Genomic DNA, 13948 nt, shown 5'->3' with positions numbered 1-13948 from the left:
TCAAGTCTTTTGCCGAAATTATTTTTTGTATTTTCTTCAGAAGACCGGCCCGCCTGAGTGCTGCCTCAAAAGAGCGGGTGTGGCTTGCTTTCTCAGGTGCTTCCCTCATTTGGGACTGCAAAGGTAGAGCGTTTTGCTGCTTTTGTCAAGCATCTACACCAAAATAGTTAAGGAGTTAGGCTAAGTTGTTAAGTAAGCGCCTACAAATCAGGCGCTACAGACTGAAAACTTTTTTTCACAACAGAGGCGACCCTTTGGATCACCTCTGTTGTATCAGTCAGACTATACTTTAACAGTGTTAGGGCTCTGGAAAGTTCCAGACTTCAACTTGCTGTTATAACTAAATTCGCTTGAGCAAATGATTCTTCTTGCCTTTAGAAACGAGCAAATAACGCTCCTGGAGCCATTCCAGTTCTAATGGAGCGGCTGGGTTGGTTACTTTGGCCTTGTTGATGCTGACGGCGTTTTGGGTGATCGCCCGCCGGGCTTCTCCTTTCGACGCGTATACTTCTCCCCTGGACGCTACCGACAGCAAATCAGTTAAATCCTTGCAGTTTTCTAACTCATTATCACTAATCTCCGTCTGCGGAACGCCTTCAAAAATTACTTCAAATTCATCGACCCTTATAGACCGCAAGGTATCAATTGTGGCTTTACCATACAGTACCTCAGATGCCTTAACGGCAAGGTCATAGTCAGCCTGAGAGTGAACGCGAACGGTCACATCTTTGGCCAGGGCTTTTTGTAGTATTCTAAGATGCGGTGCTTCAGCGTGTTGCCTCTCCAATTCTTCTATCTCCTCTCTGGACAGCAGTGTGAAGACCCGAATCAAACGACCACAGTCTTCGTCGGCTGCATTGATCCAGAACTGGTAGAATTGGTACGGGGTGGTTAGCTTCGGGTCCAGCCACACATTCCCGCTTTCGCTTTTACCGAATTTGGTGCCGTCTGATTTGGTCACCAGGGGCGTGGTCAGGGCAAATGCCTGGTACTCCTCACCCCCTTCTTTGCGCCGGATCAGTTCGGTACCCGTAGTAATGTTTCCCCACTGATCGGAGCCGCCCATCTGAAGCCGTACTCCTTTATTCTTGTACAAATGGTAAAAATCGTAGCCCTGTAGCAGTTGATAAGAGAATTCGGTGAAGGAAAGGCCGGTTTCCAGTCGCTTCTTTACCGAATCTTTAGCCGTCATATAATTGACGGTGATATGCTTGCCGGCTTCGCGCATGAAGCCCAGGAACGATATGTCTTTGAACCAGTCGTAGTTGTTGACCATTTCAGCGGAGTTAGCCCCACTTTCAAAATCAAGGAACTTTGTCAACTGGTTACGTATACCCTCCTGATTGATTCGTAGGGTATCTTCGGATAAAAATTCCCGCTCGGCCGTCTTCCCGGAGGGGTCACCAATCATGCCCGTTGCTCCGCCAACCAACGCAAAGGGTTTGTGCCCGGCCCTTTGAAAATGAACCAGTAACATTATGGTGGCCAGATTACCGATATGCAATGACGCAGCCGTTGGGTCGAAGCCAATGTAGCCGGCGGTCATTTCTGTAGTTAGCTGTTCTTCGGTGCCGGGCATCATGTCCTGTAACATGCCCCGCCAGCGGAGTTCTTCAATAAAATTGATCATAACAGGTTGGAGGAAGATATACGCAAAGATATGTTTTCAGGGAATAAGCAGGGACGAGTCGCCGTAGCTTAGGAAGCGATAATCGTTGGCGAGTGCTTCCTTATAGATGGTACGCCAGGCATCGCCAATCAGTGCCGAAATAAGCACGATAAGGGTTGAGCCCGGCTGGTGGAAATTAGTAATGATGCCTTTGCATACGCGAAACCTATAACCGGGCGTGATATAAACGCTGGTATGTGCCACTACGGAGGCTTTATCTGTATCATTCATATACTGCAGGACTGCTTCGAGTGCTTCCGTTGGGGAGGGTTGCCTGGTTACTGGTAACTGATACGCATAATGCTGGTCCAGCACAAACGGGTCCGGTTGCTTGTAAATCAACTTTGCTCCCATCCAGTACAAACTTTCCAGCGCCCGCATGGATGTTGTGCCCACCGGAATGATATAGTCGATATGCGGTAACAAGTTTTGTATGTTTTCTTTGGTATATACGACCTGTTCGGCATGCATGGTGTGCTGCCGTACCTCATCTGTTTTAATCGGCTGAAAGGTGCCGGCACCAACGTGTAAGGTCAGATAATCAACCCCAAACCCGCATTCCTCCAGCGAGCGAAACACGGCGGGCGTAAAATGCAGTCCTGCCGTAGGAGCCGCTACGGCCCCCTCCTCCTTTGAATATACCGTCTGGTACGTTTCGCGGTCGGCGTCGGTAGCCTCCCGTTTCAGGTAAGGCGGCAGGGGGATACGGCCGGCCTGATGAATGACCTCGGCAAAAGAGATATTGGCCGGTGTCCATTCCAGTCGTACCTGAGCCTCCTCGTAGTTATGCCATTGGGCCTTTAACCGGATAGCTCCGATCTCGGTCTGTAGGGTTTCATCGGCACGCCAGCGCTTGCGGTTACCGACCATGCACTGCCAGACGCAGGAGTGGGTATCCTCCATCGCCTGCGTAATCGGCCGGTCGGCTGGAACCGGGCTTAACAGGAAAAGCTCGATAACGGCACCGGTAGGCTTCTGAAAAATAAGCCGGGCCGGTATAACTTTGGTGTTATTGAACACCAGGAAGCTCTTCTCCGGCAGCATATCTGCCAAATTACTAAAGCGCTCGTGGGTAATCTGTCCGCTACGGTACACCAGCAGTTTGGACTGATCGCGCTGGGGTAAGGGAAAGCGGGCAATGCGCTCATCCGGAAGGTCATACTGAAACTGACTTAACAGGAGGCTTTCGGCACTAATCATTGTCGGCAGCAGTGGGTTTCATCAGCAAACGAATGGGTAGCGAAATGATTACTAACCCAAAAATGAAGGTACACAGCGGCAACAGCCAGTTATACGACCAGCCGTCGACCAGGCCCTGATCGCGATTCAGCATGGACAGCACCAGCAACCCAAGCGCTACCACGGTGTTGATCGCTGCCATAAGGGCATAGAACCAGTTGATGATGACCTCGTTCAGTTCCTCCCGGTGAGCCGCCCAAGCGGCCCGGTTCGGCACCGGAATCTGCTCGGTTGGGATACGCGGAAACAGGCGGGCCATCGTGTTGAGGAGGGTATAATTGACCAGGAAAATGGCGACTACGATATAAAAGATAGTTTCGCGGCCGATAAACTGAACCGGATCACCGGCTTCGTCGAAGCGAACGGCCACGTCACCCGGAAACGATATATAACTGTTAATGAGTGAAAAGACTAAACCTAAGATGGACGCGAAGCGCCACACCCGAATACCGAACGTTCCTACTTTCATTATCTAGTGAATTGGGGCGCAAAGTTAAGGCGGGAAAAACAAAGTTTTGTCGTTTGGTTTAATCTCATCGACTTTTATGTCTTATAACAGCCTCCAGGTGGTAAGCCAGCCGGGTTTCAGCGCCTTGGGTAAGGAGACGCCGGCCTGCCCGGTAGCAGGGTTAATAACCAGCATGGCAAGCGGATATTTTACGTGAGTAGCGACTGAGACTACGTTGGTGGCCCGCAGAAATATCTGCCCCCGGCTGTCAACATCATCTACTACGGCATGAATTACATCATCGGCCTTTAATGTAATCTCGTTCAGCTGAACATCCTGTGTCAGTTTAAATAACCAAATCTGGCCCAGTTTTGCTTTACCGGCTTTGAATAACCGGGCTTCGGCATCGCCAACAAAGATTGGTTTTGAAGTCGCCTTTTTCTTTAAAATCTCGACCAGAATACTATCCATAATGGTCGCGTCATTAGCTGAATTGGACGGATACGCGTCATCAAACGAAACTGGCTCGCCTGCCGGTACTGGCTCTTCGTCCTGTAGCCAGCCCATTCGCCGGGCCTGCTCCCGTTCGCGTTCGTACGGATTGTCGGTAAAGGCCAATGGCCCCAGCGCCATACGTTCGTAATAAGCTGAGTTTGTGAAAAGCTCTTTCATTGCCAGAATCCGGTAAAGGTAATAGCCCGTCTCTTCGTTGAGAGCCAGGGTATAATAATCCTGCTTACGCTGACGTACCATCTGGTTTTGCAGCATGCCGATACCACCGTTGTAAGCAGCCGCCACCAGGGTCCAGGAGCCAAGTTTCCGGTATAAAAACCGGATGTAACGGCAGGCAGCCTCGGTTGATTTAACCAGATCTTTGCGCTCGTCGTTCTCCGGCGAAATCTTTAGGCCCATATCCCGGGCGGTTTCATCCATAAACTGCCAGTAGCCGACAGCACCGGCGCTTGAAACTGCGTTGGCCTTCAGATCACTTTCAATCAACGGAAGAAATTTAAAGTCGTTCGGGATGTTGTGCCGTTGCAATATAGGCTCAATAACGGCAAAGTACGGAGCCGTCCGTTTTTTCAGCGCGTCGATATGGCGGCTATAACCTGTACTCATCAGGGCCACCGCCAGCTTTTGGGAAACAGTACTGTGCTCAGTGGGCACCATTTCCCCGCAGAAATGCAACAGAGGCCCCCCGGAATGCCCACTAACCGTTTTAGTGGTTCGGTTCACTGACCCGGCTACCTTTTTAGGAGGGTTCTCAGCCAGTGAAATAACGGAGGTAAACTGGATAATAATTAATGTAACCGCAACGTATCTAATTAGTTGTTCTCCTCTTCTCAAAACCACGTTTCGTTTGGTCCAACATCAGTAAGCGTTAACGCTCATGGCTGACCGTTGGTTCGATTAGTGGCTTATAAATTAAGGAGTAAGGTGCCCTTCGCCTATTTTTAGGGGGTACCTTATAAAACTTTCCAGGTTAAAATCCAGCCAGATTTCATCTGGTCTACCGCAGGAAGTTTAATGCCAACCCGGCCGGTAGCGGCATCAACAGCCGCCAGGGCCAGGTTGTAGGTGGCACGGTCAACCAGGGAGTACAGTTTTTCGGCACGCAGGTACAGCTTACCCGTTTGTGGGTCAATGTCTTCAACAATGGCATATAAAAGGTCGCCGGTGGTAACTGGTTTCCCATCGGCCAGGCCGTCGCGAGTGAGGTGGAAAACCCAAACCTGTCCGGGCTGCAAATCACCGGCTTCGGCCAGCCGGGCCTTAACACCACCCCGGAACACATCAGCCGCATTGGGCAAGGGCAGATCTTCGGTCCGGTTGCCGCCCTTAGGTGCGTCGATCTTTTGGGCCAGGGCCGAACGGGTCGCTTCCTGAAGAAAAGAGTCGGACAGAATAGCGTCTTCATTATTATCCTGCACCTGATCCTCTACCGGTTTACTCAAAACAGCCAGCACCTTTTGGGGTAGATACGGTGCATAGCATTTGTAGTTTCCAAAGAGTTCTTTAAACGCCAGTACCCGGTAAAGGTAGCGGCCGGTTTCGGCATTCAGTTTCAGGTAATAGTAGTCACTTTCCTGTTGCCTGCGAATGTTGGTGAGCAGATTTCCGATACCGGAGTTATAAGCAGCAGCCGCCAGGGTCCAGGAGCCCAGGTGCTTATAGAGATACCGCAGATACCGGCAGGCCGCTTCGGTTGATTTGTGCAAATCCCGGCGCTCATCCAGCGACGAATTGACGGTTAACCCTAATTCGCGGGCGGTAGCCGGCATGAGTTGCCAGTAACCGGCCGCTCCTTTGGGTGATACGGCACGTCCCCGCAGGGCACTCTCGACCAAAGGCAGGTACTTGAAATCAGAAGGAATTTTATGCTTCGCCAGAATGGGCTCAATAATGGGAAAGAAGCCGGCGGCCCGTTTGCGGATCAGGTAAAAATCACTGTTTAGAGATGAGTTTTTAACTAAAGCCGTTACCAGCCGCCGGGCGACTACTTCCTCGCGCAAGGGTACGGCTTCACCACAAAAATAAACTGGGGGCAATCCGTTAAGCGATGCAAGATCCAGTTCCGGCTCCGCAGCCGGGGTAAACGAAACGCCAAAGGCAGCCCAACAAGCCACCACCAGGCCACAAATCATTTTTCTCATGTCAACGGTGGGTACTTATCAGACGCTCCACACTACCTTTCGACGCAAATCTAATCTATAGTAACGGTATAGTACTCATTTTAACGGGACTTTAATGCCTGACTATTAAGTGTATAAACGGATCACACCCATTCCCAATTGAGAATCTCACGGCGGCTAATAGCCCTATTACGCTGTAGAAGCCGGGGACGCCGGAAGCTCAGTACCATCAGGCACATCAGTTTCGGAAACGGCAAATTGGCATGTTCGGTTGTCCAGCCGGCTTTTGGATCGTCCATAACACGTAAAACGTCGGCCAGCCACTGCTGCGTGTCGGACAAGACACTCAAAAGGGAAGAGGCAGACCGGGGTCCCCAGCGTAACGTGGCAGTCTGGTCCGGCGATTGGCGGGTGATTACCAGATTACCATTTACATCGAGCGAACAGGTCTGCTGAGGCAACGGACAGGTCAGGTAGGTCAGTACCTCCGGCGACAACACCGGACTATAAACCTGCGGATTCGTCAGCAGTTCTTTATAGGCCAAAATGCGGTACAGATACTGACTGGTCTCCTGCGGTAACTGCAGATGGTAATAGCTATCCTGCGGTTGCTGTTGCATCTGCCACCGGATGCGAGTCATGCCCCCATTATAAGCGGCCGCCACCAGCGTCCAGGAGTGCAGCCGCTTATGGAGTCGCTTCAGGTAACGGCATACAGCTACAGTGGCTTTGGTCAGGTTTCGACGCTCATCAAGATTTGGGGCAACAGTTAACCCTAACTCGCGGGCGGTAGCCGGCATAAGTTGCCAGTAACCAGCCGCCCCTTTAGGAGATACAGCCTGATTCTGCAAAGCGCTTTCTGCCAGCGGCAAAAATTTAAAGTCGGCTGGTATCCCATATTGGGCCAGGACAGGTTCAATCAGCGGGAACAGATGAAACGCCCGTTGACGAATAAAATACAGCGCCGTATTCTGAGCAGCATTGGTTGTCAGGGCCGCAATCATCCGGCGACTGACGGAAACATTGGTTACGGGTACTATTTCACCACAAAAATTAACGGGAGAAAGCCCTTCTGTTAGTACAGATGTAGGACTTCCTCCCGCTACTGATGGTATACTAAAAAGCGTATAACAAGTTACAAAACAAATCCCTAGAAAACCCTTCATCTCAACTTAGTTTCGTGTTAATGAATGTAGCTGAGACGCTAAACTAGTCGAGAAGTCTTGTAACCCTATGCCTTTTAATAAAACCTTAACCAACGGTCTATGCAGAGGCCGATCTTAATGACATCTTAATGAATCTGCTCAGAGCCACTCCCACCAGTGGCGGGTGATGCCGCGAACCCACTTGCGGAAGCGGGGCAGGCGATCGCGAAGTACCAGAGCACCACCCATCACTGCCTTATAAGGAATACCATCCTGCTCCTGACCCTCTTCTTCTTTTCGGCTTTTCTTACGGATAACTCTCGTTATGGCCAGTGGTGACCGCATGCTTTGTGGTCCCCAGCTTGAATCGGCGTTAAACCCGAATGAAACATATTTGTAGCCAGATCCGGGCATTTCAACAGAATTACCCTGGCCGGGCAACGGCTGAATCAGGTATGTAAGGGCGGTGTTTGAAATAATCGGGCTGTACTGCAGCGGATTCGTTAGCATTTCCTTATAAGCCAGAATCCGGAAAATGTAAAAGCCTGTTTCGCTGAAAAGTTTCAGGTCGTAGAAGTCCTGCTCTCCCTGCTGACGCATCCGGGAGCGAACGTGCCCCAAACCACCGTTGTAAGCAGCGGCCACCAGTGTCCAGTTACCAAGCTCTTTATACAGATACCGCAGGTGACGGCAAACAGCCTCTGTGGCTTTTTCGAGATTGTAACGCTCATCGCTGCCGTTGCCAACCTTCAGCCCCAAATCGCGGGCGGTACCTGGCATCAGCTGCCAATAACCGGCGGCTCCTACTCTTGATTTAGCATGACTTATAAGATCACTCTCCGCAATAGGCAGGTACTTGAAATCAGCCGGAATATCATACTTTTTCAAAACCGGCTCAACGGCCGGAAAGAAATCGGCTGCCCGCTCACGGATACCATAAAGGTTACTTTTTAAGGCAGCACCCCGCACCATAGCCGAAACCATGCGCTCTGCAACTGCTTCTTTATGGGTTGGGACTTTCTCTCCGCAAAAGTCAATGGTCGGAAGACCACCTACGGTAGCCATTGCATGTTTAGCTGAGGCCAATTCAGCACTTGATTTTGCCAGGTGTGGCATGACCAGGGTAGCCCATGTGGCCACCAAAATAGACTTTGAAATAACTTTCATCTCAACAGTGGGTACTTGTTTATGACTTAAGTTTGAGATACAAAGTTATAACGTATAAAGTCTATAGACAAATAAGATTATTGATTTTAAGAAAACATTAATGCTGATTATTAGTTTATTACTGCTTATACCCATTCCCAAAAGTGCCTTGGACGGCTGCCAATGCCCTTTTTCCACTGCAAAAAGCGAGGTCGGCGAAAACGTAGAACCATCAGCGCCATCAGCTTTTTAATGGGAATACCGGTCTGTTCTTTGGTCAAATCAGCATCCGGATCGTTGACGGCCCCGACTGCATGGGCCAGCCACTGCTGGATATCTGAAGGCCCATTCAGCAACGACCGGACCACACGCGGTCCCCAGGTGGGGTCGGTATCGGCAGGTGGTTGCAGGTGTGTATCAACATCCTCTTCCTCACTAACGTTCATCCGCTTCCGTTTAGCCAGACTCATGACCGGAAAAATGCGTCCGGACAAAGGCCGGGACAGGGCTTTTATGAGGTGAGTAGGCAGCACGAGCGTGTATCCCCGGGGATTGGTCAGTAATTCTTTCAGGGCCAGTACCCGGAATAGGTAATAGCTGGTTTCGCGGTTTAGCCGCAGGTCGTAATAGTTTTTCTGATTCTGGCGCTTCATCCGGGACTGAATCTGGCCCTCACCGCCATTATAGGCAGCGGCTACGAGGGTCCAGGAACCAAGTTGCGCGTACAGATAGCGCAGGTGACGGCAGGCGGCAATGGTTGCTTTACGTAAATCAAAACGTTCATCATACTCCGCCGAAACCACCAGGCCGAGTTCACGGGCCGTCTGGGGCATCAGTTGCCAATATCCGCAGGCACCTTTAGGAGATACCGCGCTACAAATCAGATCGCTTTCGGCAAGGGGCAAATACCGGAAGTCACGGGGAATGTCGTATTGGCGCAGGATGGGGTCAATTATGGGGAAAAATCCGGCCGCCCGTTTACGCAGTCCATTCAGGTAATCTGAGCGGTATCCGTGCGACATTAGGGTCTGTTTCCAGCGACGTAATACCGACGACTGGTAGATAGGCACCTGCTCTCCGCAGAAAAATACATTGGGAAAAGCGCCACCCAGGGTATCGACCCCGAGGAGCATTGGCTGGTTGAGTTTGTGGGTTGAAGGAAGCGCTTTACTGGTATCAGCGAGTGAACCCGTATAAGCGGAGTCGGATGGGATGGCGGCCGGTTTCAGGGCAGCTATCAGTAAGGATAGACCTACTTCTTTGAGCAAAACAGCGGTATTTGTTGTGACACATACGGAGGAAAAAACCTGGTCGTTTGTACCAGGCCCGTCCATTTTCATATCACGAATATAGCTGATTTACTGATAGATACAAAACTATCATTCTACAAATTATCCAATGGTCTCCCGCAAAATCAGTGCCAAACGGTCATAAAAGTCCTACTACGATCTGTATCTTACCGTAGTCGTAGCGGCCATTCAGGTGGTCATATATGGGTTTCAAACGGCCCTCAGTTACTCCAATGCGACGTATAGCGTCCTCGATTTCCGTTCGCTCAAAATTTGATACCAGCGACTCCAGGTCAATATTGTAACCGGCTTTTGCCAACTGCACCAGATGGCCGGCAATTGAACCAACGGTCAGGTTTCGCTCGGCCGCGATCTCCTCCATGGTCATACCCCGGTTATACAGTTCAAGGGTTAGCAACTGGGTAGAGCCGCGCAGGCTAGTGCCGTCTTTAGCTCGTCCGGTAACGTACTGCACAATCTCATTGAGAAACCGCTTGCCAAACAATTCGAGCTTGCGCTCACCCACGCCACTAACCTTTCGTAAGGTATCGGGGGTGGTGGGCCGCTGCTTCGCCATGTCTTCAAGTGTGGTATCGGTAAAGACCACATAAGGCGGTACGTTCTGCTCATCGGCAATGGTCTTGCGGAGGGCTTTCAGGCGGTCGAGCAGTTCGTCGGCGGCCACTTCGGTCCTGGTCTTTACCTTTTCGGCAACCGGTTTTGGTGCATCGTCCGGGCGCACCAATTGCAGTTTGCGGTTACCAAACAGAACAGAATCGGCCAGGATGCCTCTGCGGAGGGCGTAGTGCTGATCGTAGGCGATTTCGATGACGCCAATATTGATGAGCTGATGGAGGTAGTTGCGCCAGTCTTCAAAGCGCAGGTCGTTGCCGGCTCCGTAGGTTTTAATAAGGTGGTAGTTATTCTGGATGATTGTCTGATTACGCGAGCCCCGCAGCACATCGATCAGGGTGTTCATCGGCACTTTCTCGTTCAGGCGGACAATAGCCGAGAGGGCTTTCTGCGCGATTACCGTACCATCGAAGGTGACGCGGGGATTGCGACAGACATCGCAGTTACCACAGGGATCGGGCAGTTCTTCGGAGAAATAGCTCAGCAGGATTTGCCGGCGGCAGGTATTGGCCTCCGCAAACTGCTGCATCCGTTCCAGTTTCGCTAGTTGAACGCCCAGGTTGGCCGGGGCATTTTCGGCCAGTATTTCCTTGTACATAGCCACATCGGCGAAGCTGTAGAACAGAACGGTATCTGATGCCAGCCCGTCGCGGCCGGCCCGTCCGATTTCCTGATAATAGCTCTCGATATTTTTGGGCAGGTTGTAATGGATCACCCACCGCACGTTGGATTTGTCGATACCCATCCCGAAGGCAATAGTGGCGCACATAATCCGCACATCGTCTTTCAGAAAAGCCTCCTGCACACGGGCGCGCTGCTCGGGGTCCATCCCGGCATGGTAGTAAGCCGCCGAAAAACCCCGCTCCTGGAGTTTGGCCGCCAGCGATTCGGTCGATTTGCGGCTCAGGCAGTAAATAATGCCGGACGTATCGGGTTTAAGCTGGAGTAGCCGTACAATCTGTCCCAGCCGGTTGGTACCGGGCAATACTTTCAGACTCAGGTTGGTGCGATTGAAGGACGCAATGAATACGGCCGGATCGTTCAGTTCGAGCCGGTCGATTATGTCCTGGCGCGTCAACCGGTCGGCGGTAGCGGTGAGGGCCACCACGGGTACGTCTTGAAAATGCTTCTTCAACACATTGAGCTGGGTATATTCCGGCCGGAAATCATGCCCCCATGACGAGATGCAGTGGGCTTCGTCTATGGCGAAAAGCGATAGTTTTACCTTCTTCAGGAAGATGAAAAACGCTTCGGTCAACAGCTTTTCCGGCGATACGTAAAGCAGCTTGATTTTACCGGTCAGACAGTCATCTTCGATCGTACGCTGTTCGCGGCCGCTCTGGGTGCTGTTGAGGTAAGCGGCCGATATGCCGTTCATGTGCAGGGCCTCTACCTGATCTTTCATCAGGGCAATCAGGGGGGAAACCACCACGCAGAGGCCGGGCTTCATCAAAGCCGGTATCTGAAAACAGACTGATTTTCCGCCACCCGTCGGCATCAGTACCAGCGTATCACGACCATCGAGAATAGCCTGAATAATTTCTTCCTGATTCGGCCGGAACCGGTCGTAGCCGTAATAGTGCTTCAGATAAGAAACCGGCGAATCAGCCACAAACGGAGAGGAGGAAGTAGTCGTCATAAAATATCAGCACCGTTCAACACGAGCAATCTGTAAAGATACCCATCTTTTATGACGTTGAAAAGTGGGGTTTTAGTTCCGGTTTTCCGCTTTTTAACGGCGCTTTAAGGCATCATATGACAGCTGCATCTGCCTGACATTACAAGCCGGGTATCTGCAACAGGATATTTGGATCAGGGCAGACAGACAGGTAATATTCGCGATCAGCAAGCGTGCAAACGCCGGGAAAATCGCCGTGCAGGCCCAGCATATCATGCATCAACTGGAAGTGCAGGTGCGGGGGCCAATCGCCATTTTCAGGAAACGGACCAATCTCGGTAAGCCATTCGCCGGCCTTCACTGTCTTGCCTACGTAGAATCCTTCCAGCGACCGGCGGCTCAGGTGACCGTACAGGCTATACAGCGGCTTTCCGGCCACCTGATGCTCCAGAATAATGGTAGGGCCGTAATCACCGAAGTTATTGTTGTCCTGAAAGCTGTGGACCACGCCATCGAGGGGAGCGTACACTGGTGTACCGGCCTCAGCCCAGAGGTCGATACCCAGGTGAATGCAGCGGGGTTCTTCGGCTTGTTGAAAATGAGCACTCCGGCGATAAATGTCCCGGTGCTCGTTGTAACCACCTACGCCGACGACAGCTCCGGCGGCTTTGAGCTTACCGAATACATAATCAGTAAAAACGGCTGTGTTGGTCAGGTCCAGCGTGGCCAGGTCAGGATTGTTGGCCGTAAAGTCGAGAATAAGGTACGTGTCTTTATTGGAATCGAAAGGCAGCAGCATACCGGGTAAACGCAGCAGCCTAACAGAAAATTTCTTCGGAGCTACTCCCCTGACTACTGGCTAACAAAAATAACATATGTCTTTTCTTAAAAGTTAACTGTGTTTATAACCTGATTGTTCCATGCAGTCGCTGATAAAACCAACCCGCTTACTGATATTTCTTTTTCTGCTTTTCGGAGGCTTGTACTACGCCCGGACCGTTTTGATCCCCCTTGCTTTTGGCGGTTTGCTGGCGGCCCTGTTTTCGTCTTTATCGGATCGACTGGAAAAAAAAGGGTTGTCCAGAGCAGTTGCGGCTCTGCTGTGCCTTGTCTGTTTTGTTCTGGTTATCGCCGGATTTGTTCTTCTGATCGCCTGGCAATCGTCTGATCTGTTCTCCGATATTGCCGGTATCAAGGAGCGGGTTAACTCCTTTATTGATCAGGCACGTCAGTTCATCAGCACCAAATTTGGGATTGAACCGCAGCAGCAAAAAGCTATGCTGGACAAGCAGTCATCCGGTGCTGGTGGTGTTTCGTCCACGGTTACCAAAGTCCTGGATACACTTATGGGTGTGGCGGTTGACCTGATTCTGATGCTCGTTTACGCCTTTCTGCTGCTGTATTTACGGAATCATATTAAAAAGTTCGTCCTGCGACTGGTAGACAAAGACCAGCGACCTGAAACCCTGACAGTAATTGAAGAGAGTAGTCAGGTCGCTCAACACTATCTGACGGGTCTGTTTACCATGATCAGCTTATTGTGGGTCATGTATGGTATCGGATTTACGATTGTGGGGGTTAAGCAGGCTATTTTTCTGGCCATCCTATGCGGGTTACTTGAAATGATACCGTTTGTAGGTAATCTGACAGGTGCCTCACTGGCCATTCTCGTTAACCTGGCGCAGGGAAGCGACACCCAGGTTTTGCTGGGAATTGTGATCGTTTACGGCATTGTTCAGTTTACCCAAACCTACCTGCTGGAGCCGTTGGTCGTTGGCTCTGAAGTCAGCATCAATCCGCTCTTTACCATTCTGGTTATTGTAGTTGGAGAAACCGTTTGGGGGGTTTCCGGTATGATCCTCGCGCTACCGGCGCTGGGTGTTGTCAAAGTAATCTGTGATCATGTTGACCCCCTAAAGCCAATCGGTTTTCTGATTGGCGAAGAAGACCGTAAAAAATCGCCCGGTTTAGCGGATAAGTTCAAAAAGCTGTTTGGCAAAAGCTAACCAAACACAAGCTGCGATTTTTCCCGCCCTTATTTGACGGCAAGAGCTTGTGCCATACAAGGTATCCATTAGCAAATAGCAAAACGCTATCTGACACCTTGCACGGCACAAGCTCTTTTCCG

General features: G+C 51.0%; 11 protein-coding genes. 1 reads left to right on the top strand and 10 read right to left on the bottom strand.

Annotation, left to right across the window (positions count from 1 at the left end):
• Positions 1 to 340: 340 nt before the first annotated feature.
• From tyrS to ABD931_RS24750, 10 genes are all read right to left on the bottom strand, one after another.
• Complete coding sequence (tyrS, locus tag ABD931_RS24795; RefSeq protein WP_345270717.1) at positions 341 to 1627, bottom strand: tyrosine--tRNA ligase; 1287 nt, start codon at positions 1625 to 1627, stop codon at positions 341 to 343.
• 39 nt (positions 1628 to 1666) lie between these two features.
• Positions 1667 to 2869 carry an S-adenosylmethionine:tRNA ribosyltransferase-isomerase gene (locus ABD931_RS24790; protein WP_345270713.1) on the bottom strand — a complete coding sequence of 401 codons (1203 nt, stop codon included), beginning with the start codon at positions 2867 to 2869 and terminating at the stop codon, positions 1667 to 1669.
• Positions 2862 to 3377 (bottom strand): hypothetical protein, encoded by a 516-nt coding sequence (locus ABD931_RS24785; RefSeq protein ID WP_345270712.1) that lies wholly within the window; start codon positions 3375 to 3377, stop codon positions 2862 to 2864. Before ABD931_RS24785 ends, ABD931_RS24790 begins: the two co-directional genes overlap by 8 nt.
• Before the next feature lie 81 nt (positions 3378 to 3458).
• A complete protein-coding gene (locus tag ABD931_RS24780) occupies positions 3459 to 4475 on the bottom strand; it encodes a lytic transglycosylase domain-containing protein (RefSeq protein ID WP_345270711.1) in 1017 nt (338 codons plus the stop codon).
• 347 nt (positions 4476 to 4822) lie between these two features.
• Entirely contained in the window at positions 4823 to 6010 is a 1188-nt protein-coding gene (locus ABD931_RS24775; protein ID WP_345270710.1) for a lytic transglycosylase domain-containing protein, read from the bottom strand.
• 122 nt (positions 6011 to 6132) lie between these two features.
• Entirely contained in the window at positions 6133 to 6993 is an 861-nt protein-coding gene (locus ABD931_RS24770; protein WP_345270709.1) for a lytic transglycosylase domain-containing protein, read from the bottom strand.
• A 300-nt stretch (positions 6994 to 7293) separates the two neighbouring features.
• Entirely contained in the window at positions 7294 to 8301 is a 1008-nt protein-coding gene (locus ABD931_RS24765) for a lytic transglycosylase domain-containing protein (RefSeq protein WP_345270708.1), read from the bottom strand.
• Positions 8302 to 8426: 125 nt separating this feature from the next.
• Entirely contained in the window at positions 8427 to 9548 is a 1122-nt protein-coding gene (locus tag ABD931_RS24760) for a lytic transglycosylase domain-containing protein (RefSeq protein WP_345270707.1), read from the bottom strand.
• A gap of 160 nt (positions 9549 to 9708) precedes the next feature.
• The gene (recQ, locus tag ABD931_RS24755) at positions 9709 to 11841 is read right to left on the bottom strand and encodes a DNA helicase RecQ (protein WP_345270706.1); all 2133 of its coding nucleotides are present in this window, start codon (positions 11839 to 11841) and stop codon (positions 9709 to 9711) included.
• A 139-nt stretch (positions 11842 to 11980) separates the two neighbouring features.
• Positions 11981 to 12619: a peptidoglycan DD-metalloendopeptidase family protein gene (locus tag ABD931_RS24750; protein ID WP_345270705.1), complete on the bottom strand. Its 639-nt coding sequence runs from the start codon at positions 12617 to 12619 to the stop codon at positions 11981 to 11983.
• Between the two features lie 121 nt (positions 12620 to 12740).
• On the opposite strand from ABD931_RS24750, the gene ABD931_RS24745 reads away from it, so the two are divergent.
• A complete protein-coding gene (locus tag ABD931_RS24745) occupies positions 12741 to 13826 on the top strand; it encodes an AI-2E family transporter (protein ID WP_345270704.1) in 1086 nt (361 codons plus the stop codon).
• The last annotated feature ends 122 nt before the right edge of the window (positions 13827 to 13948 follow it).

Source organism: Nibrella viscosa, from assembly GCF_039541875.1.
GTDB lineage: Bacteria > Bacteroidota > Bacteroidia > Cytophagales > Spirosomataceae > Nibrella > Nibrella viscosa.
The sequence above is the reverse complement of the archived record's forward strand: the minus strand, read 5'-3'. Positions and strand labels throughout refer to the sequence as shown.

Bases quoted from the DNA above. Each gene is read 5' to 3' on its own strand.
- ABD931_RS24790 (WP_345270713.1), bottom strand. From the start codon at position 2,869: ATGATTAGTGCCGAAAGCCTCCTGTTAAGTCAGTTTCAGTATGACCTT.
- ABD931_RS24785 (WP_345270712.1), bottom strand. From the start codon at position 3,377: ATGAAAGTAGGAACGTTCGGTATTCGGGTGTGGCGCTTCGCGTCCATC.
- ABD931_RS24780 (WP_345270711.1), bottom strand. From the start codon at position 4,475: ATGAGTACAGGTTATAGCCGCCATATCGACGCGCTGAAAAAACGGACG.
- ABD931_RS24775 (WP_345270710.1), bottom strand. From the start codon at position 6,010: ATGAGAAAAATGATTTGTGGCCTGGTGGTGGCTTGTTGGGCTGCCTTT.
- ABD931_RS24770 (WP_345270709.1), bottom strand. From the start codon at position 6,993: ATGATTGCGGCCCTGACAACCAATGCTGCTCAGAATACGGCGCTGTAT.
- ABD931_RS24765 (WP_345270708.1), bottom strand. From the start codon at position 8,301: ATGAAAGTTATTTCAAAGTCTATTTTGGTGGCCACATGGGCTACCCTG.
- recQ (WP_345270706.1), bottom strand. From the start codon at position 11,841: ATGACGACTACTTCCTCCTCTCCGTTTGTGGCTGATTCGCCGGTTTCT.
- ABD931_RS24750 (WP_345270705.1), bottom strand. From the start codon at position 12,619: ATGCTGCTGCCTTTCGATTCCAATAAAGACACGTACCTTATTCTCGAC.
- ABD931_RS24745 (WP_345270704.1), top strand. From the start codon at position 12,741: ATGCAGTCGCTGATAAAACCAACCCGCTTACTGATATTTCTTTTTCTG.